Genomic DNA, 19,133 nt, shown 5'->3' with positions numbered 1-19,133 from the left:
GTCACCTCTTCCCTTCGTCGGAGCCTGGTGCCGCTGCGCCGAACAGCTTCACGAAGATGATCGCGATGATGGCGATGGTGATGAAGATCAGCACCGACATCGTCGAGCCGATGCCGAGGTTGAGCCCTCGGATCAGGTTGTTGTAGGCCACGATCGAGACGCTGGACGTGTCGTTCGCGCCGCTGGTGAGGATGTAGATGTTGTCGAACACGCGGAAGGCGTCGAGGGTGCGGAAGAGGACCGCCACCAGGATCGACGGCTTGATCAGCGGGACCGTCACCTTCCAGAAGCGCTGCCACGGCGAGGCGCCGTCCATCGACGCCGCCTTCATGAGGTCCTCGGGGACGAGCGCCAGGCCGGCCATGAGCAGCAGGGCCATGAAGGGGATGGTCTTCCAGACCTCGGCCAGGACGATGATCCAGAACGAGCTCCACTGGCCGGTGAGCGGAGCGCTGTCGCCGGCGAGCCAGCCGATGTCCTGGCTCCAGGCGAAGCGCCAGCTGAACGCGGCGACGACGGTGACGATCGCGTACGGCACCAGGGCCGAGGTCCGCACCAGGCCGCGGCCCACGATCGTGCGGTGCATGACGATTGCCAGGCCCATGCCGAGCGCCAGCTCGAACGCCACGCTGACCACCGTCAGCAGGAGGGTGAAGCCGAACGCCTGCCACCAGATGTCGCTGGTCAGCACCGTGACGTAGTTGTCGAGGCCGACGAACTCGTTGTCGTCCGGTGTGCGCAGGTCGGCGCGGAACAGCGAGAGGTAGATCGCGTACGCGATCGGGTAGGCCGTGACCGCGATCATGAGGATCACGGCGGGCGCCACGAGCATCAGGCCCAAGCGGCGCTCGGCCTTCTTGCCCTCGCTGAACCGCTGCCGCGCGATCTCCGCGCTGTCGTCCTCCACCTTGTCCAGAACGCTCATGGCAGGATCCCCTTCCCTTCGATGGCGTCATTGATCGAGGAGTCGAGCTCCTTCGTCGTCTCCTCGGGCTTGATGCTCGAGGGCGGCGAGAGCGTGGACGAGATGATCGTCGAGATGTTCTGGTAGACCGGCGAGATCGGTCGAGAGCTGGCGGTGTTCAGGGCGGAGAGGAGCACCTCGCCCTGCGGGTAGGCCTCCTTGAACTCCGGGTCCTCGAACACCGTCTCGTCGACCGGGGGCTCACCGGCGGTCAGCGAGTGCTTGAGCTGGTTCTCCGGCGACCGCAGGCACATCGCGGCGTCGAAGGACTCCTTCGGGTGCTCGCTGAACTTGCTGATCGCGAAGTTCATGCCACCGACCGTGACCTTGGAGGGCTCGCCCTCGACGGTGGACGGGAACGTCGTGAAGGCCAGGTCCTTGGCGATGTCCGGGTTGGCCTCGCGCATCGCGCTCAGCACGTACGGCCAGTTGAGGCTGAACGCCGACTGGCCGTTCTGCAGCTGCGCGAAGACCTCGGGCTCCTGCGAGTTCGACAGCGACCGGTTCGCCAGGCCCGACGTGGCCAGCTTGTTCAGCAGCTCGAGCGACTGGGTGGTCTTGTCGTCGATGGTGGTCTCGGTGCTGTCCTCGTTGACGATCGTGCCGCCGTACGACGACAGGATCGTGTTGAAGCCGACCACGAGACCCTCGTAGCGGGCTCCGGTGAAGCCGATCTCGTACGGATCGCCGGCGTCCTTGAGCTCCTGGGCCATCTCGAACATCTCGTCCCACGTCTCCGGCGGCTTGCCGTCGCCGACCTTGTCGACGAGGGACTTGCGGTACCACATGAGCTGGGCGTTGGTGTGCTTCGGAATCGCGTACAGCTTGTCCTTCCAGGTGGCCGTCTCCAGCGGCACCTCGAGGGTGTTCTCCGAGGCCTGGGCGGCCTGCTCGTCGGTGAGCGGCAGGATCCAGCCGGCCTCGGCGAACTCGGCGGTCCAGACCACGTCCATGCCGATGAGGTCCATGCCGGTGTCGCCGGCGGCGAGGCGCCGGACCATCTGCTCGCGCTGTCCGTCGGCGTCGCTGGGTACGAGGTTGCCGACGATCTCGTACGCGCCGTCGGCCTGCTCGTTGCAGCCGTCGATCAGATCCTGGAACCCCGTGGCGGACGCACCGCCGAAGAGGTTGATGGTGGGGACCCCGCCGTCGTCGCTGCCGGCGCAGGCGGCCAGCGACGCGATGAGCGTCGCAGCCGCGGCCAGGCCGACGGATCGGCGGGTCTTCCTCGATCGCCTTGTCACGTGCACCACCCGACCTTCCCCCGAGACCATGCGGCGTGCGACTCGAAGAAATGTGACGCCGCTCACACGAAACTACGGCGGGCGGACGAACGCCGCAAGTCAGGCGGCGCCGGGTGGCTCAGCCGGGTGCGATCCAGGCGGTGGTGTCGCCGGGCAGGCGGTGACCCTCGAGCGGACCGCTGACCGACAGCAGCTCACCGTGCGGGAGGTCCAGCGGCGCGGCACCGAAGTTCGTGACGACCTGCACCCGGCGCCCGCCGGAGCCCGTCACGGTGAACGCCAGCACGTCGTCGCCGGCCTCCTGCCAGTGCAGCTCGCCCCGGCCCAGGCCGTACTTGCGCCGCACAGCCAGCAGTCGCCTGTAGAGCTCGAGCGTGCTGCCGGCGACGCCGTCCTGGCGGTTGGGCGCGAGGTCGCCGTAGACCTCGGGCTGGGGCAGCCAGCTCTTGCCCGTGGGGCTGAACCCGAAGGCGGGCTGGTCGGCGTGCCACGGCACCGGCACGCGGCAGCCGTCGCGGCCCACGTCCTCGCCGTTCGTGCGAACGAAGGTGGGGTCCTGGCGGACCTCGGGGGGCAGGGTGGTCGCCTCGGGCAGGCCGAGCTCCTCGCCCTGGTACAGGTACGCCGAGCCCGGCAGCGCGAGCATCACCGAGGTGGCTGCGCGGGCGCGGCGCAGGCCCAGCTCGTTGTCGGGCTGCGGGTGGTCGGGGCCGATGCCGAGCACGCGGGTGGCGCGCTCGATGTCGTAGGACAGGCGCGAGGCGTGCCGCGGGACGTCGTGGTTGGACAGCACCCAGGTCTGGGGCGCGCCCACGGCCGCGGTGGCCTCGAGGCCGCGGGTGATGGCCTCGCGCTGCTCGCGCGCCCGCCACGGGGTCATGAGGTAGCCGAAGTTGAACGACTGGTGCAGCTCGTCGGGACGGACGTAGCGCGCCAGCGCCTCGTCGGGGATGACCCACGCCTCCGCGACGAGGATGCGGTCGGCGTCCTGGCCCTCGACGCGGTACTCGTCCACGACGCGTCGCCAGTCGCGGTAGACCTCGTGCACGGCCGGCTTGTCCCACATCGGCTGGTGGCCCGTGGGGTGGATCGCGAGGTCGTAGTCCTCGGGGGAGTCGGGCAGGCCCTCCTCCTTGTGCAGGCCGTGGGCCACGTCGATGCGGAAGCCGTCGACGCCCCGGTCGAGCCAGAAGCGCAGGATCGAGCGGAACTCCTCCTGGACCTCGGGGTTGTTCCACTCGAAGTCGGGCTGGCTGGGGTCGAACAGGTGCAGGTACCACTGGCCGGGGGTGCCGTCGGGGTTCGTGGTGCGGGTCCACGCCGAGCCGCCGAAGTTGCTCTGCCAGTTGTTCGGCGGGAGCTCGCCGTTCTCGCCCGCGCCGTCGCGGAAGATGTAGCGGCCGCGCTCGGGGCTGCCGGGCTCGGCGGCCAGCGCCGCCTGGAACCACACGTGCTGGTCCGACGAGTGGTTGGGCACGAGGTCGACGATGACGCGCAGGCCGAGCTCGTGGGCACGCGCCGCGAGGGCGTCGAAGTCCTCGAGCGTGCCGAAGAGCGGATCGACGTCGCGGTAGTCGGCGACGTCGTAGCCCGCGTCGTTCTGCGGGCTGGTGTAGAACGGCGACAGCCACACGGCGTCCACCCCCAGCGCGACCAGGTGGTCCAGGTGCGCGGTGATGCCCGGCAGGTCGCCGATGCCGTCGCCGTCCGCGTCCGCCCAGGACCGCGGGTACACCTGGTAGATCACGGCGTCCCGCCACCAGGCGGGGGTGGTGGTGTGCGTGCTGTCGACCATGGGAACTCCTTGGCGCGCGCGGAGGATAGGTTGGGCACATGACGCAGCGCACGCTTGTTCTCATCAAACCCGATGCCGTGGCCCGGGGCCTCGTGGGGGCCGTGCTCTCGCGGTACGAGACCAAGGGACTGCGCATCGTCGCGATGGAGCACCGCTCGATCGACGCCGACATGGCAGACGCCCATTACGCCGAGCACACCGAGCAGCCCTGGTACCCGCCGCTGCGGGCCTTCGCCACCTCCGGACCGCTCGTGTCGCTGGTCCTCGAGGGCGACGAGGCGATCGAGGTCGTGCGCGCCCTGAACGGCGCCACCGACGGCCGCAAGGCCGCGCCCGGCACGGTGCGCGGCGACTTCTCGCTGTCCAACCGCGAGAACCTCGTGCACGCGTCCGACTCCCCGGAGTCGGCCGAGCGCGAGATCTCCCTCTGGTTCCCGGAGCTGTGACTCCGTGGGCGGGCGCTCGTTGATCCAGGCCTGTCTCAACGGCGCGCGCCCTCCGGCCGCGCACCCCGCCCTGCCTGTCACCCCCGTCCAGCTCGCCTCCGACATCGTCCGTGCGGTCGAGGCGGGCGCCGACTGCATCCACCTGCACCCGAAGGACGTCGACGGACTCGACACCCTCGACGCCGACGCGGTCGACGCGGTGATGACCGCGGTGCGCTTCGTGTCCCCGTCGGTGCCGATCGGCGTCACCACGGGCGCCTGGGCGCTGCCCGACCCCGCCGCCCGCGTCGAGGCGATCCGCCGCTGGACCGTCCTGCCCGACCTCGCCTCGGTGAACTGGCACGAGACCGGCTCCGAGGCCGTGGCCGCCGCCGTGCTCGAGCACGGCATCGGCATCGAGGCCGGACTGTGGAGCCTCGACGCCGTCGAGGCGTGGGCGCAGTCCCCGTTGCGTGGCGACGTGGCGCGCGTGCTGATCGAGCTGCCCGAGGGGATCGGCGAGACCGAGCTGGTGATCCTCGCCCAGGACATGCTCGAGGCGGTGCGGGCCGTCGACCCGCGGGTGCCGGTGCTGCTGCACGGCGAGGCCCGCTCCGCGTGGCCGGCCCTGCGTCACGCGGTCGCGCTCGGGCTGGAGACCCGCATCGGACTCGAGGACACCCTGCGGCTGCCCGACGGCAGCACGACACCCGACAACGCCGCGCTCGTGCGCGCGGCCCGCGAGCTGGACGACCGGCACACGATCCCCGTGGGACTGCCCGAGGAGGACGTCCCGCTGGCCTGAGGGTCAGCCCTGCTCGAGCAGCTCTCCGTCGAGCCACGCGACGCGACGCTCCAGCCACCGGTGCAGCAGGTCGACCTCGTTCCGCCAGCCCTCGCCGGGCTCCACCGCGGGGTCCTCGTTGGCGAAGACGAACGTCTCGGGGTCGCTGTCGAGGGGGCTCGCCGCGATCGGCAGTCCGGGACCGTCGACCTCGGGTGGGCTGAAGTTGTCCACCGCGTCGTCCTCGATCACGGCGGCCCGCTCGTCGACGAAGTCGCCGATCGTGCCGAGGTCTTCGGACACCTCGCTCCACCGCTGCGCCACGCGCTCCGCGAACTCCGGATCGGACATCAGCACGTTGTAGTAGTGGCCCTGCCGCTGGTTCCACACCTGCGTGGGGGAGAAGGCGCGCCGCCACGCGGGGTCGTCGCTGATCCCGTACCAGGACCGCTGCAGCCACCAGCCCTTCGGATGGTCGAGGCGCCAGGAGCCGTTCTTGCGGTTGCCCTGCGAGGCGGTGAAGTCCCACGGCGGTCCCATCGCGAGGGTGTCGTCGCCGCGCAGCACGAAGTGGACGTCGTCCTGCAGGGGGCTGCCCAGGTTCTTGGTCAGCTCGTTCACGAGGTACCAGTCGGCGAACGAGTCGAGGTCGAGCCGGTCGCGGTAGCCGTTGTCCGGGAACGCCGGGTCGTACAGGAGGTCCTCGATCTCCTGGAAGCGCGCGGCGACCTCCTGGCGGTCGGCTGCGGAGCCCTCGTCGAGGTACACGCGCAGGCCCCGCTCGGTGCGGAACCGGGGCCGGTCCGCGAGGTCGCGGGCGTCGGCCAGCAGCAGCTCGTCGTCGGCGGCGATCTCGATGCGACCGTCCTGGACGGTGGGGCGCTCGCCGAGCAGGTACAGGCCGCACGCGGTGCCGTTGATCTCGAGGTTCGCCGGCACGAGCCGCGGCACCCAGTCGAGACCGATCCGGCGGGCGATCTCCATCGCGGTGGCGCTGCGCAGCAGCGACCGGTCGGCGAACTCGTCCAGGAGGACCCAGTCGCGCGAGGCGGGCAGGCCCAGGACGGAGGCGACCTCGGAGAGCTCGAGGTCGTAGGGGCGCTTGAGGCTGTTGAAGGGATTCGCCGTCTCGGTCACGGAGACGGCGGCGGAGAGCTCCTGGCGCTCGTGCCCGGGCGCCGTGATCGCGAGCTCGACGTCGGTGGGGTCCGTGACGCTCGTGACGAGGTCGTGGCACGGTGCGGCCGGCTCGGTCGCGAAGTCGTCGGTCGGCACTGTGAGCCGCACGGTGGCGACGCCGTCGACCTCGACCTCCGGCTGCACGGTCGCGGACGTGGAGGGCTCGTTCCCGCCGTCGGCGTCTGGAGCGGAGCGCAGGTTGACCGCGATCACGAGCGCCATCAGCCCCAGCAGCGCGAGGGACACCACTGCCACCGAGACCGCCCGAGTCCTGCTCATGGACGAAACCCTACGTCCCACCACTCCCACCAGCCCGGCCCGGCACCGCCACGGCGAGACGACGCGCCGACGACCCGCAACCGAGGGTTACCGCCGGGTACGGTGTCGAGCGTGAACCGTTGGATGCCTTGGGCCTGGGGTGCGGTCGTCGGGCTGCTCTACAGCCTCGTCTCCGTGCTGTCGTGGCGGCGGCTGACCGTGAACTCGTGGGACAACGCGATCTTCGAGCAGGCCGTCAAGGCCTACTCGCGGTTCGAGGCGCCGATCGTGCCCGTGAAGGGTCCCGGCTACAACATCCTCGGCGACCACTTCTCACCGATCGACGCGCTGCTGGCGCCCGCGTACTGGCTGTTCCCGTACGGCCAGACGCTGCTGGTGGCCCAGGGGCTGCTCATCGGCCTGTCGGTCGTGCCGGTGACCCGCCTGGCCGTCGATCGGCTCGGCGCGCGCGTCGGCTGGACGATAGCGGTCATGTACGGCCTCGCCTTCGGCTTCGGCAACGCCGTCGTCGCCGACTTCCACGAGGTCGCCTTCGCGGTCCCGATCCTGGCGATGGCGGGCGTGGCGTTCGTCGAGCAGCGGTACGCCGCCGTCGTCTGGTGGTCGCTGCCGCTGCTGCTGGTCAAGGAGGACATGGGCGTCACGGTCGCCGCGGTCGGGGTGGCCCTGTGGCTGGTCGGGGAGCGTCGCCGCGGACTGATCCTGGCGATCGTCGGAGCCGTCGCGCTCGTCCTCGTCGTGTGGGTCGTCATCCCGGCGTTCAACACCGGGGGCGGGTACGACTACACGGGCAACCTCGGCGGCGAGGTCGGGCTATGGGAGACGCTGACCACCGAGGCCGACCGCAAGCTGCTCACCCTGCTGCTCACCTTCGGGGTCACGGGCTTCGCGGCGCTCTGGTCGCCGTGGGCCGTGGTGGCCGCGCCCACCTTCCTGTGGCGATTCCTCGGCGACGTCGAGTACTACTGGGGCACCGACTGGCACTACTCGATCGTCATCATGCCGATCGTCTTCGTGGCGATGATCGACGCGATCGGCAGACGGCCACGGCTCGAGTGGCCGGGCGTCGTGCTGGGCGCCGCCGTGGGCGGCTACCTGCTGGCCGGCGGTCCGGTCGTGAAGCTGCTCGAGCCCGAGACCTGGGAGGCGTCGCCCCGGCGGGAGGCGATGCAGGAGGCGATCGGGACGATTCCCGAGGACGCCGTCGTCGAGACCGACATCGCGGTGCTGAAGTACCTCACCGGCAGCCACGACGACGCCTACTGGATCGGGACGATCGGCGACGTCGTGCCCGACTACATCATCTTCGACCGTCAGCTGACGCAGACCGACCCCGTCCAGCACGGGGCCGAGCACGGCGCCTCGTACGAGATCGTCTTCGACCGCGACAACTACGTGGTCGCCCGTAGGCTCGGCTGAACGACGGACGCCGCCCGCCCCGAGGGGCGAGCGGCGTCCGAGCGAAGCCCAGCCTCAGGGGTGGGTCATGCTCATGACGTCGAGCGCGGCGTCGAGGTCGGCCTCGCTGATGTCGCCCCGCTCCACGTAGCCCTCCTCGATGACGACCTGGCGGATCGTCTTGCGCTCCTTGACCGACTTCTTCGCGATCGCGGCGGCGTTCTCGTAGCCGATGTGGCGGTTGAGCGGCGTCACGACCGACGGGCTCGACTCGGCCAGCTCGAGGCAGCGCTCCACGTCGGCGGTGATGCCGTCGATGCAGCGGTCGGCCAGCGTGGTGGAGGCGTTCGCCAGCAGGCGCATCGACTCGAGGATGTTGCGGCCGATGACCGGCAGCATGACGTTGAGCTCGAACGAGCCCGAGGCGCCGGCGAAGGCGATCGCGGCATCGTTGCCGATGACCTGGGCACACACCATGAGCGTGGCCTCGGGAAGCACCGGGTTGACCTTGCCGGGCATGATGCTCGAGCCGGGCTGCAAGTCGGGCAGGTGGATCTCGCCCAGGCCGGTGCGCGGGCCCGAGCCCATCCAGCGCAGGTCGTTGTTGATCTTGACCAGGCTCACCGCGATCGTGCGGAGCTGGCCCGACATCTCGACCAGGCCGTCGCGGGCGCCCTGCGCCTCGAAGTGGTCGCGTGCCTCGGTCAGCGGCAGGCCGGTGCGCTCGGCGAGGATCTCGATGACGCGCTGCGGGAAGCCCTTCGGCGTGTTGATGCCGGTGCCCACGGCGGTGCCGCCCAGGGGGACCTCGGCGGTGCGGGGGAGCGAGGCCTCGACGCGCTCGATGCCGCGGCGGATCTGCGCGGCGTAGCCGGCGAACTCCTGGCCGAGGGTGACGGGCGTGGCGTCCATGAGGTGGGTGCGGCCCGACTTCACGACCTCGGCGAACTCGGCGGCCTTGGCCTCGAGGCTCTTCGCGAGGCGGTCGAGGGCCGGGATCAGCACGGTGGTGGCCGACTCGGTGGCGGCGACGTGGATCGAGGTGGGGAACACGTCGTTGCTCGACTGCGAGGCGTTGACGTGGTCGTTCGGGTGCACCTCGATGCCCGAGGCCTTCGTCGCGAGCGTCGCGATGACCTCGTTCGTGTTCATGTTGCTCGAGGTGCCCGAGCCCGTCTGGAAGACGTCGATCGGGAAGTGCGCGTCGTGGGCGCCGGAGGCGACCTCGTCCGCCGCGGCGACGATCGCGTCGGCCATCGCCTGGTCGAGGATGCCGAGCTCGGCGTTGGCGGTCGCGCAGGCGGCCTTGATCTGCGCGAGGGCGCGGATCTGGGCCGACTCGATGGGCGTGCCGGAGATCGGGAAGTTCTCGACGGCGCGCTGCGTCTGGGCGCGGTAGAGGGCGTCGGCGGGGACCTTGACCTCGCCCATGGTGTCGTGCTCGATGCGCCACTGAGTGTTGTCGGTCATGCTTCGCACCCTAGTGGGCGCAGGTCGCGAGGCGGGTGCGAGGTCGGCTCAGCGGGCGCGGGCCGCCGTGGCCGCGATCGCGTCGACGAACGTGTCGTACAGCTGCGCCGGCAGGTCGTGCCCCATCCCGGCGATCTCGAGCAGGGTGGCGCCGCGGATCGCATCGGCGGTGGCCCGTCCGCCGGACCGGTGCACGAGGAGGTCCTTCGTCCCGTGGATCACCTGGGTGGGCACCGTGACGGCGCCGAGTCGCTCGGTGCGGTCGGGCTGCGTCAGCACGGCCATCATGTGGCGCGAGACGCCGCTGGCGATCCAGCCGCGGTCATAGGTCTCGAGCGCGCGGGCGTAGGCGACGTCGTCGGGCGTGGGGAACGCCGGCGAGGCCACGACCTTGCCGTTCCTGACCGAGAGCTCGGCGTACTCGGGGCGGGTGCGGCCGGCGGGGGCGAGCATCGTGCGCATCACGAGCGGGTGGATCCAGCCGACGCGGCGGCGGCCCGTGGTGGACATGATCGAGGTCAGCGAGCGGACGCGGTCGGCGTGGTCGACCGCGAGGGTCTGCGCGACCATGCCGCCCATCGACACCCCGACGACGTGGGCGGACTCGATGCCCAGGTGGTCGAGCAGCGCCGCGGCGTCATCGGCGAGGTCGTCGAGACCGTAGGGCGCCGTGCCGCGGCCGAGGTACGCCTTGAGGAGGTCGGCCCGCGTGACCGGGTGGTGCCGCAGCTTCGTCGAGCGACCCGTGTCGCGGTTGTCGAACCGGATCACGTGGAAGCCGCGGCGCGCCAGTCGCGCGCAGAAGTCCTGGGGCCACCAGGTCATCGGGCCGCCGAGGCCCATCACCAGCAGGACGGGCTCGTCACGCGGGTCGCCGAACGTCTGGTGGCACAGGTCGAGCCCGTTGGGCAGGTGCGCGAACAGCTCGTCGGAGACCGCGACGGTCTCCTCGCCGGCCTGCCCGGGACCCATCGGCTCAGTGCTCGTAGTCGATGGAGGAGAACGCCGCGAGCTTGTGCAGGCGGTGCTCGCTGCGGATCGTGCGGATCGTGCCCGAGCGCGAGCGCATGACGATCGACTCGGTGGTGGCGCTGCCGGCGCCGTAGCGGACGCCCCGGAGCAGGTTGCCCGAGGTGATGCCCGTGGCGACGAAGAAGCAGTCGTCGGAGGTGACGAGGTCCTCGGTCGTGAGGATGCGGTCGAGGTCGTGGCCGGCGTCGATGGCGCGCTGGCGCTCCTCGTCGTCGGTGGGGGTGAGGCGGCCCTGGATGACGCCGCCCAGGCACTTCATCGCGACGGCGGTGATGATGCCCTCGGGCGTGCCGCCGATGCCGAGCAGCAGGTCGACGCCGGAGTCGGGACGGGCCGCGGTGATGCCGCCGGCGATGTCGCCGTCGGCGATGAACTTGATGCGGGCGCCGGTCTCGCGGATCTCCTGGACCAGCGCGTCGTGGCGGGGGCGGTCGAGCACGCACACCGTGACGTCCTCGACGTCGAGGCCCTTGGCCTTGGCGACGATCGCGATGTTCTCCGAGGCGGGGAGGCGGATGTCGACCTTGCCGGCGGCCTCGGGGCCCGCGATGAGCTTCTCCATGTAGAACACGGCCGACGGGTCGTACATCGAGCCCCGCGGCGCGACCGCCATGACCGAGATCGCGTTGGGGAGGCTCTTGGCCGTGAGGGTCGTGCCGTCGATCGGGTCGACCGCGACGTCGCACTCGGGACCGGTGCCGTCGCCGACGCGCTCGCCGTTGTAGAGCATCGGGGCGTCGTCCTTCTCGCCCTCGCCGATGACCACGACGCCGTCCATCGAGACGGTGTTGATCATCGAGCGCATCGCGTTGACCGCGACGCCGTCGGCGCCGTTCTTGTCGCCCCGTCCGACCCAGCGGCCGGCGGCCATGGCCCCGGCTTCGGTCACCCGGACGAGGTCCAGGGCGAGGTTGCGATCAGGGGCGGCCTCGGCGGGCTTCAGTGCGTCCACGCGCACAGCCTATCGGGCCGGAAGGCTAGGCTGGCCGAGGCGACCGAACGGTCGCCGCAGGCGCGGACAGGAGCAGGATGAGCGGGTACTCACGAGGCGTTCCGGCGATGGGTGACGTGCTGCGCTCGGTCCTGGTGCTGGGCGGCGTCGTGCTGGCGATCTTCCTGTTCGGCAAGCTCTTCACGCAGACGCCCGACCAGCCCACCGCCGACGTCGACTGGCGCACCGCCGCGAGCGGCGTGGAGGTGCGCGCCGGTTTCGTGCCGCTCGTGCCCACCGAGCTGCCCGAGGGCTGGCGCGCCACGCGGGCCGAACTCATCGACGACCGCTGGCAGCTCAACGTGGTGACCGACGTGAACCAGTACGTGGGCCTCACCCAGCGCACCGCCGCGGCCGACGAGCTGACCAAGCTCGTCCAGGATCGTGCCGAGGGCAGCGAGCCCGACGGCGAGGTCGAGATCAACGGCGTCACGTGGCAGGTGTTCAAGGGACCCGACGGCGACACCACGCTCGGCCGCGCCGTGGAGTCCGAGATCGTCGTGGTCACCAGCAGCGCGCAGCGCGCCGTGGTGGAGGACTACGTCGCGTCGCTGGAGCCCTTCACGTCCTGAGCGGGATCCACCCGGGCCCGCGCCCCGTCGAGCCACCGCTGGCACGCCTCGGCGAGGGCCTCGCCGCGCTCCCACAGGGCGAGCGACTCCTCGAGCGTGGTGCCGCCGGTCTCGAGGCGCTGCACGATCGAGACGAGCTCGTCGCGCGCCTGCTCGTAGGAGAGCTCGGACGGGTCGGGCAGTTCACTCATGGGGATGCTCCTGCAGGTCGGTGACGCGGACGGTGGCGAGGCCGTCGGTGAGGTGGAGGACGAGGTCGTCGCCGGTGGCGATCGTGCCGACGGACGTGACCGCGCGGCCCTCGGGATCGAGGGCGACGGCGTAGCCGCGCTGCATCGTGGCCAGCGGCGACAGGGCGCGCACGCGCGCCAGGTGGTGGCCGACCTCGTCGTGGGCGCGGGCCAGCCGGGCTCGCATGGCCAGCCGGGCCCGCTCGCGCTGGGCCGAGACGACCTCCTGCTGGGTGTCGACGAAGGCGGCGGGGGAGCGCAGGACTGGGCGGCTGCGGAGGGCGTCGAGCCCCGCCTGCTCGCGGTGCAGCTGGGCGGCGATCGCCTGGCGCGCGCGCTCGCGGGCCCCGGCGAGCCCGGTCAGCTCGTCGCCCACGTGGGGCACGACGCGCTTGGCCGCGTCGGTGGGCGTGGAGGCGCGCAGGTCGGCGACGAGGTCGAGCAGCGGCACGTCGGGCTCGTGGCCGATCGCGCTGATGACGGGGGTGGTGGCGCCGTGGACGGCGCGCACGAGCGCCTCGTCGGAGAACGGCAGGAGGTCCTCCATCGAGCCGCCGCCGCGGGCGATGACGATGACGTCGACGTGGGCCGCGGCGTCGAGCTCGCGAAGCGCCGCGATGACGGCCATCGCCGACTGCGAGCCCTGCATCAGCGCGTGGCGGACCTCGATCGCGGCGCCCGGCCAGCGGTCGCGGACGTTCTCCAGGACGTCGCGCTCGGCCGCCGAGCCCTTGCCGGTGATGAGGCCGATCGAGGTGGGCAGCAGCGGCAGCGGTCGCTTCCAGCGCGCCTCGAACAGGCCCTCGGCGGCGAGCAGCTGGCGACGGCGCTCGAGCTGGGCGAGCAGCTCGCCCTCGCCCGTGGGACGGATCTCGAGCAGGCGCAGCGACAGGCGGCCGTTCGGCGAGTAGAACTCGGGCTTCGCGTGCACGATCACGCGGGTGCCGTCGGTGATGGGACTGGCGCTGGACTCGACCACGCCGCGGAACGCGGTGGCGCTGACGCTCATCGTGGCGGTGAGGTCGCGCAGGGTGAGGTAGTACGTGTTGCCGCTCAGCTTCGGCTGCACGACCTCGGCCTCGACCCACACCGCGCCGAGGCGCGCGATCCAGCCCTGCAGCGCGAGCGAGACGGAGCGCAGGGGCGCGGGCTTGTCCGCGCTCGTCTCCAGGGCCATGCGCCCACCCTATGAGGCGGCGCCGACGCTGCGGTCCTCATCGCCGGGTCGGTAGGCTGGTGCCATGTCCACTCAGGTCGATCTCGGCATGCCCGGAACCTCGGGCCAGGTCCTCCTCGCCGACCCGCGCGGCTACTGCGCCGGCGTCGACCGGGCCGTCATCACCGTCGAGAAGGCGCTCGACCTCTACGGCGCCCCCGTCTACGTCCGCAAGCAGATCGTGCACAACAAGCACGTGGTCAACGATCTCGCGGCGCGCGGTGCGATCTTCGTGGAGGAGCTCGACGAGGTCCCGCACGGCGCCACCGTCGTGTTCAGCGCCCACGGCGTCTCGCCGGCGGTGCACGCCGAGGCCGCCGAGCGCAGCCTGAAGACGATCGACGCGACCTGCCCGCTGGTGACCAAGGTGCACCACGAGGCGCGCCGCTTCGCCGCCGACGACTACCGCATCCTGCTGATCGGCCACGCCGGTCACGAGGAGGTCGAGGGCACGGCGGGCGAGGCCCCCGAGCACATCACCCTCGTGGAGCACCCCGACGACGTCGCCGCCCTCGAGTTCCCCGAGGGCACCCGGCTGAGCTGGCTGAGCCAGACCACCCTGAGCGTCGACGAGACGATGGAGACGGTGCGCCGGCTGCGCGAGAAGTTCCCGCAGCTGGAGGACCCGCCCAGCGACGACATCTGCTACGCCACCCAGAACCGCCAGGTCGCGGTCAAGGAGATCGCCAAGGACGCCGACCTCGTGATCGTCGTCGGCTCGGCGAACTCGTCCAACTCGGTCCGCCTCGTCGAGGTCGCGCTCGAGGCCGGCGCCAAGGCGTCGTACCGCATCGACGACATCAGCGAGATCGACGAGGCCTGGCTCGAGGGCGTCAGCACCGTCGGCGTCACGTCCGGAGCCTCCGTGCCGGACGACCTCGTCCAGGACGTGCTGCTCTACCTCGGCGAGCGCGGCATCGGCGACGCCAAGGCGATCCGCACGGCCGACGAGTCGCTCATCTTCGCCCTGCCGCCCGAGCTGCGCCGCGACATCAAGGCCGCCGCGCAGGCCTGACGGCCCCGCCGCCCGCCCTCAGCGGCGAGCGGGCCTCACCACCAGGGCGGTGCCACCGCCACGGCGCTTCGGCTCGGCCGCGGCGGTGATGAAGCCGCGACGGTCCACCTCGATCGTGGCCGCGGCCCCGATCTCGGCGGCCGACGTGAACGTGTCGCCCGAGGGCACCAGCACCTGGCCGAACGGGCGCAGCGCGTCCGCGTACCGCGCGATGAACTCCGGCTCGGCCGGCGTGGTCGCCGCGTTGCGCTGCGAGGCACGCGGCGCCGCCACCGCCTCGGGCAGCGTCATCCCGAGGTCGATCCGGTTCATGAGGATCTGCAGCACGGTGGTGATGATCGTGGCGCCACCGGGGGAGCCCACCACGTAGCGGACCTGCCCGTTCTTCGTGACGATCGTCGGCGACATCGAGGAGCGCGGACGCTTGCCCGGCTCGATCCGGTTCGGGTCGTTCGCGTCGTAGGTGGTGCTGAAGTCGGTCAGCTCGTTGTTGAGCAGGAACCCGCGACCGGGGACGGTGATGCCCGAGCCGCCGGTCTGCTCGATCGTGAGGGTGTAGGCCACCGCGTTGCCCCACTTGTCCACGACGGACAGGTGCGTGGTCGAGATGTTCTCGGTGTCCGCCTTCTCGTCGAAGGCCGCCGTGGCGCAGCCGCTGCCGTCGAGGGCGCCGGCCGGGACCGGGCGCGTGGACGCGCGGTTCGGGTCGATCGTGCAGTCGCGCGAGTCGGCGAACCGCTGGCTCAGCAGCGTGCGGGTGGGGACGTCGACGAACGCCGGGTCGCCGAGGTAGGCGGCGCGGTCGGCGAACGCGCGGGCCGAGGCCTCGAGGTAGAGGTGCAGGCTCTGGGCCGTGCGCGTGCCACCGCCGAGGCGGTGGTTCTCCAGGATGTTGAGCGCCTCGCCCACCGCGATGCCGCCCGACGAGGACGGCGCCATGCCGTAGACGTCGTGGCCGCGGTAGCTGACCTTCGTCGGCTTCTGGAGGCGGACCTCATAGCCCTTCAGGTCGCGCGTCGTCATCGACCCGGGCGGCACCGGGAGCGTCGTCGTGGGGCTCTTCGGCGGGTCCTGCACGGTGCGGGCGATGTCCTCGGCGAGTGCGCCACGGTAGAACGCCTGGGCGCCACGTCGGGCGATCAGGGCGTAGGTGCGCGCCAGCTCGGGGTTGCGGAAGCGCGACCCGACGACGGGCGCGTCGCCGTTCGGCAGGAACAGCTCGGCCGTGTCGGGGAAGGCCGAGAAGCGGGTCTTGTTGTCGAGCGTCTGGTTGCGGAACGTCTGGTCGACCGTGAAGCCACGGGCGGCGAGCCGCGTCGCGGGGGCGAGGTTGCGTGCCAGCGAGCGCTTGCCGAACAGGCGCGACGCCTTGTCCCACGTGGCGACCGTGCCGGGCACGCCCACCGAGACGCCCGAGGAGACGAGGTCGGCGAAGGGGCGCGGCTGGCCCGTGGCCTCGTCGTAGAAGGTGCGGGGCGTGACGCCCGCGGGAGCGGTCTCGCGACCGTCGATCGTGGTGACGCGTCCGCTGCGACCGTCGCGGAACATGAAATAGCCGCCTCCGCCGACGCCCGCGCTGTAGGGCTCGGTGACGCCCAGTGCGGCCGCGGTGGCCACGGCGGCGTCGGCCGCGTTGCCTCCCGACCTGAGCACGGCGAGGCCCACCTCGCTGGCGTCGCGGTCGACGGAGCTGACCGCTCCGCCGTAGCCGTAGGCGGTGGGGCCGGCGGCGACCGGCCGGTCGTGACCGCCCCCGCGCGCCTGCGCCGGGGACTGCAGGGCCACCGCGCCGGCGGCCAGGGTCAGAGCGGACAGGGCGGCGACGGAACGTCGGACGATCATGGTTTCCCCCCGGAAGAGTCGTCGTCCTGTCACGGTAGGTCGGGGATGCGCGCCCGGCAACCGGGTCGACTCCGGCGCTCTCCGGCGGCGTGGTCACGGGTCGGATAGTGTGGGGCGTCGCCTCCGCCGGGGGAGTCGCTTCGTCCGCACCACCCCCCAGAGGACCCCATGCGCCGCGACAAGGCCCTGCTCATGACCTCGGTCGTCTCCTCGATCCTGGCCGCCGGCGTGCTGCTCTACGTCCCCCTCCTGGTGGGCTCGCAGGACGACTTCTCGGCCGGGCTGATGTTCCTGACGCTGCTGGTCACCGGCCTCATGGCCGGACTCCCCGTGCTGGCCAGCGCGGTCGCGCACGGCTGGTTCGGGCTGCGCGATCGCTGGACGGCCGCCGTCGCCTCGATCGCCGCGGTGGTGGCGAGCGTGCTGCTGATCGGCGCGGGCGGGCGCACGGGAACCCTCGTCACGACGGCGATCGTGCTGGTCGTGGTCTTCGTGGGCCTGTCGCTGGCGGGCTCGTGGGTGGCCTCGAAGGCCTCGGGACCGGGTCTCAGCGGCGGACGCTGACGATTCGCGCCACGATCACCGCGAGCGCGAGGGCGTGCCCGATCAGCAGGGGCACGCCGTGGGCGATCGTGGCGGTGAGGGTGCGGCCGAACAGGCCGGTGTCGGCGGGCAGCCCCTCGACGACGATGGCCTCGGGCACCTGCCACGCCAGCAGGAGCAGCGACCCGACGAGCAGCACGGGCGGCATGACGCCGACGGTGAACAGCCCGCGCTCCTGCACCGCGGTGGCGGCTGTGAGCACGACGAGCACGAAGCCGACCGCGAAGGCCACGCCCAGCCGACCGTCGATGAGGTCGAGCCCGGTGACGGCGGCGAGGGTGAGGGCGGAGCACGCCACGGTCGCACGTGGCGTCAGGTCGTACCTGGACGCCACGGCCGGGGTCCTGGCCAGGGCCATGACGGCGCCGGCTGCCGGCGAGCTCATGCTCATGACGTTAGTTCATCGAGCAGCTCGGGCGCGGTCATGACGCGGGGTGTCGCCTCGATCACACGCGGATGGAACGGCGGCTGGTCGTCGACCTTGAGGTCGTGCAGCCTCCGCGCGCTGACGAGCAGGCGGGACTCCACCGACGCGACCGCGTCGTTGTAGGACCGGACGGCCCGCTCGAGCGAGGCGCCGAGGCGGTCGACGTGCCCGGCCACGGTGCCGAGTCGTTCGTAGAGCTCGCGCGCGACGCGGTGGATCTCGCGGGCGTTGTCGGCGATCGACTCCTGCGTCCATGCCAGGGCGACCGTGCGCAGCAGCGCCACGAGCGTGGTGGGGGAGGCCAGCACGACCTGCCGCTCGGCGGCGTGCTCGAGCAGGGCGGTGTCGGCCTCGAGCGCCGCGGAGAGGAAGGACTCGCCGGGCACGAACAGCACGACGAACTGCGGCGCGGCGTCGAACTGGCGCCAGTAGGACTTCGCCGCGAGCTGGTCGACGTGGCCGCGCAGCTGGCGGGCGTGGCGGTCGAGGTGGGCCTCGCGGACGTCGGCGTCGTCGGTGGCGGTGGCGTCGAGGAAGGCGTCGAGCGGTACCTTCGCGTCGACCACGATGTCGCGGCCGCCGACCAGCCGCACGACCATGTCGGGACGCAGCCGCCCGTCGTCGGTGCTGACCTGCAGGTCGAAGTCGCAGTGCTCGGTCATGCCCGCCAGCTCGGCGGTGCGGCGCAGGTGCATCTCGCCCCACCGGCCGCGCACCTCGGGACGGCGCAGCGCGGTGGACAGCGAGGCGGTCTCACGGCGCAGCGCCTCACCCGTGAGACGTACGGACTCGACCTGCTCGCGGAGCTGCGCGTGCCACTCGATGCGGCTGGACTCGAGGTCGCGCAGGCGGGTGTCGAAGCGGTCGAGGCTCTCGCGCACGGGCGCGACGGCACGCGAGGTGGCGGCGGTGGCCACCTCGACGTCGTGGGCCGACGCGGGCCGGGCGCGGACGCCCAGCAGGTAGCCGAGCGCGCCGGCCAGGCCGGCGACGAGCAGGAGCAGCAGCAGGACGGTCAGGCTGGGGAAGGTGGCCATGCGGCCATGGTGGTGTCGGGGTCTGACAGTTCTGGTCCGAGGCGGTGCGCGCCGGAGATGCACGGATCTTTCGACCGTGTGGTCGTCCCAGCGACATCGTGGTACCAAGATCCGTCCGACAGGGTGGACAGGGTGCCGCCCCGGCGGAACGATCGGGTCACGCGCACCCAGGAGGCACCATGCCCAAGATGACCCTCGCGATCAGCACGACCCTCGAGCCGCGCGGCCCGGCGGCGGCCGTGGTCCTCACCGACGAGCAGGTCGAGTCGTTCGGCGCGGGCCGCTCGTTCCCCGTGCGGATCACGATCGGCTCGGTCACCGAGCCCGCCCGGCTCGCGCGGATGGGCGAAGAGAACCTGATCGGGCTCAGCAAGGCGAAGCGCGAGGCGCTCGGGGTCGAGATCGGCGACGAGGTCGACGTGCGGATCGAGCTCGACGACGCGCCGCGCGAGGTGGACGTCCCCGATGCGCTGGCGACGGCGCTCGACGCGGCGGGCCTGCGGGAGGCGTTCGACGCGCTGGCCTACTCGCACCGCAAGGAGCACGCCCGCTCGGTGGCCGAGGCGAAGAAGGACGACACGCGCGAGCGCCGGGTCCAGAAGGTTCTCGACGCCCTGCGCGGGTCGTGAG

At 71.7% G+C, this 19,133-nt stretch carries 19 protein-coding genes; 7 read left to right on the top strand and 12 right to left on the bottom strand.

Annotated elements, in window-relative coordinates; translation table 11 throughout:
* Window position 1: 1 nt before the first annotated feature.
* From ACGWYL_RS01955 to ACGWYL_RS01945, 3 genes are all read right to left on the bottom strand, one after another.
* Window positions 2-925 carry a carbohydrate ABC transporter permease gene (locus tag ACGWYL_RS01955; RefSeq protein ID WP_269303316.1) on the bottom strand — a complete coding sequence of 308 codons (924 nt, stop codon included), beginning with the start codon at window positions 923-925 and terminating at the stop codon, window positions 2-4.
* Window positions 922-2,208, bottom strand: a complete 1,287-nt coding sequence (locus tag ACGWYL_RS01950; RefSeq protein ID WP_218845711.1) for an ABC transporter substrate-binding protein — start codon at window positions 2,206-2,208, stop codon at window positions 922-924. Before ACGWYL_RS01950 ends, ACGWYL_RS01955 begins: the two co-directional genes overlap by 4 nt.
* 118 nt (window positions 2,209-2,326) lie before the next feature.
* Window positions 2,327-4,003 carry a glycoside hydrolase family 13 protein gene (locus ACGWYL_RS01945; protein ID WP_395486287.1) on the bottom strand — a complete coding sequence of 559 codons (1,677 nt, stop codon included), beginning with the start codon at window positions 4,001-4,003 and terminating at the stop codon, window positions 2,327-2,329.
* A 38-nt stretch (window positions 4,004-4,041) separates the two neighbouring features.
* Between ACGWYL_RS01945 and ndk the strand changes: the two genes are divergently transcribed.
* Complete coding sequence (ndk, locus tag ACGWYL_RS01940) at window positions 4,042-4,449, top strand: nucleoside-diphosphate kinase (protein ID WP_179423267.1); 408 nt, start codon at window positions 4,042-4,044, stop codon at window positions 4,447-4,449.
* A gap of 4 nt (window positions 4,450-4,453) precedes the next feature.
* On the top strand, window positions 4,454-5,233 hold the full coding sequence (locus tag ACGWYL_RS01935) for a 3-keto-5-aminohexanoate cleavage protein (protein ID WP_395486286.1): 780 nt from the start codon (window positions 4,454-4,456) through the stop codon (window positions 5,231-5,233).
* A 3-nt stretch (window positions 5,234-5,236) separates the two neighbouring features.
* Here the strand turns inward: ACGWYL_RS01935 and ACGWYL_RS01930 are convergent, their stop codons facing one another.
* A complete protein-coding gene (locus ACGWYL_RS01930; protein WP_395486285.1) occupies window positions 5,237-6,670 on the bottom strand; it encodes a CotH kinase family protein in 1,434 nt (477 codons plus the stop codon).
* A 111-nt stretch (window positions 6,671-6,781) separates the two neighbouring features.
* Here ACGWYL_RS01930 and ACGWYL_RS01925 point away from each other — a divergent pair, with 111 nt between their 5' ends.
* Window positions 6,782-8,089: a DUF2079 domain-containing protein gene (locus ACGWYL_RS01925; protein ID WP_395486284.1), complete on the top strand. Its 1,308-nt coding sequence runs from the start codon at window positions 6,782-6,784 to the stop codon at window positions 8,087-8,089.
* Window positions 8,090-8,143: 54 nt separating this feature from the next.
* On the opposite strand, the gene ACGWYL_RS01920 is transcribed toward ACGWYL_RS01925, so the two are convergent.
* From ACGWYL_RS01920 to glpX, 3 genes are read right to left on the bottom strand one after another with little or no spacing between them, the layout of a single operon-like run.
* Window positions 8,144-9,538 carry a class II fumarate hydratase gene (locus ACGWYL_RS01920; protein ID WP_395486283.1) on the bottom strand — a complete coding sequence of 465 codons (1,395 nt, stop codon included), beginning with the start codon at window positions 9,536-9,538 and terminating at the stop codon, window positions 8,144-8,146.
* Window positions 9,539-9,586: 48 nt separating this feature from the next.
* A complete protein-coding gene (locus tag ACGWYL_RS01915; RefSeq protein WP_395486282.1) occupies window positions 9,587-10,510 on the bottom strand; it encodes an alpha/beta fold hydrolase in 924 nt (307 codons plus the stop codon).
* Window positions 10,511-10,514: 4 nt separating this feature from the next.
* Window positions 10,515-11,522 (bottom strand): class II fructose-bisphosphatase, encoded by a 1,008-nt coding sequence (gene glpX, locus ACGWYL_RS01910; RefSeq protein WP_179423279.1) that lies wholly within the window; start codon window positions 11,520-11,522, stop codon window positions 10,515-10,517.
* Between the two features lie 107 nt (window positions 11,523-11,629).
* On the opposite strand from glpX, the gene ACGWYL_RS01905 reads away from it, so the two are divergent.
* Complete coding sequence (locus ACGWYL_RS01905; protein ID WP_395486281.1) at window positions 11,630-12,133, top strand: DUF4245 domain-containing protein; 504 nt, start codon at window positions 11,630-11,632, stop codon at window positions 12,131-12,133.
* On the opposite strand, the gene ACGWYL_RS01900 is transcribed toward ACGWYL_RS01905, so the two are convergent.
* Together ACGWYL_RS01900 and xseA are read right to left on the bottom strand one after the other, a co-directional pair.
* A complete protein-coding gene (locus tag ACGWYL_RS01900) occupies window positions 12,100-12,324 on the bottom strand; it encodes an exodeoxyribonuclease VII small subunit (protein ID WP_179423283.1) in 225 nt (74 codons plus the stop codon). The two genes, ACGWYL_RS01905 and ACGWYL_RS01900, sit on opposite strands and share 34 nt — an antisense overlap.
* Window positions 12,317-13,540, bottom strand: coding sequence for an exodeoxyribonuclease VII large subunit (gene xseA / locus ACGWYL_RS01895; RefSeq protein ID WP_269303297.1), 1,224 nt, complete (start codon window positions 13,538-13,540; stop codon window positions 12,317-12,319). Before xseA ends, ACGWYL_RS01900 begins: the two co-directional genes overlap by 8 nt.
* 64 nt (window positions 13,541-13,604) lie before the next feature.
* Between xseA and ACGWYL_RS01890 the strand changes: the two genes are divergently transcribed.
* Window positions 13,605-14,594 carry a 4-hydroxy-3-methylbut-2-enyl diphosphate reductase gene (locus ACGWYL_RS01890; RefSeq protein WP_179423287.1) on the top strand — a complete coding sequence of 330 codons (990 nt, stop codon included), beginning with the start codon at window positions 13,605-13,607 and terminating at the stop codon, window positions 14,592-14,594.
* A gap of 18 nt (window positions 14,595-14,612) precedes the next feature.
* On the opposite strand, the gene ggt is transcribed toward ACGWYL_RS01890, so the two are convergent.
* The gene (gene ggt, locus ACGWYL_RS01885; protein ID WP_395486280.1) at window positions 14,613-16,436 is read right to left on the bottom strand and encodes a gamma-glutamyltransferase; all 1,824 of its coding nucleotides are present in this window, start codon (window positions 16,434-16,436) and stop codon (window positions 14,613-14,615) included.
* 168 nt (window positions 16,437-16,604) lie between these two features.
* On the opposite strand from ggt, the gene ACGWYL_RS01880 reads away from it, so the two are divergent.
* Complete coding sequence (locus ACGWYL_RS01880; RefSeq protein ID WP_269303292.1) at window positions 16,605-17,000, top strand: hypothetical protein; 396 nt, start codon at window positions 16,605-16,607, stop codon at window positions 16,998-17,000.
* Here the strand turns inward: ACGWYL_RS01880 and ACGWYL_RS01875 are convergent.
* Both ACGWYL_RS01875 and ACGWYL_RS01870 read right to left on the bottom strand, forming a co-directional pair.
* Window positions 16,984-17,424, bottom strand: a complete 441-nt coding sequence (locus tag ACGWYL_RS01875) for a DUF6542 domain-containing protein (RefSeq protein ID WP_269303290.1) — start codon at window positions 17,422-17,424, stop codon at window positions 16,984-16,986. The two genes, ACGWYL_RS01880 and ACGWYL_RS01875, sit on opposite strands and share 17 nt — an antisense overlap.
* Window positions 17,425-17,426: 2 nt before the next feature.
* Window positions 17,427-18,503: a DNA recombination protein RmuC gene (locus ACGWYL_RS01870; RefSeq protein ID WP_395486279.1), complete on the bottom strand. Its 1,077-nt coding sequence runs from the start codon at window positions 18,501-18,503 to the stop codon at window positions 17,427-17,429.
* 179 nt (window positions 18,504-18,682) lie between these two features.
* Here ACGWYL_RS01870 and ACGWYL_RS01865 point away from each other — a divergent pair, with 179 nt between their 5' ends.
* Window positions 18,683-19,132, top strand: coding sequence for a YdeI/OmpD-associated family protein (locus ACGWYL_RS01865; protein ID WP_395486278.1), 450 nt, complete (start codon window positions 18,683-18,685; stop codon window positions 19,130-19,132).
* Window position 19,133 lies beyond the last annotated feature (1 nt).

Source organism: Aeromicrobium sp. JJY06, assembly GCF_044069275.1.
In the GTDB taxonomy this organism is placed as follows: domain Bacteria; phylum Actinomycetota; class Actinomycetes; order Propionibacteriales; family Nocardioidaceae; genus Aeromicrobium; species Aeromicrobium tamlense.
Note: the sequence above shows the minus strand (reverse complement) of the source record. Positions and strands in the feature narration are given on the sequence as shown.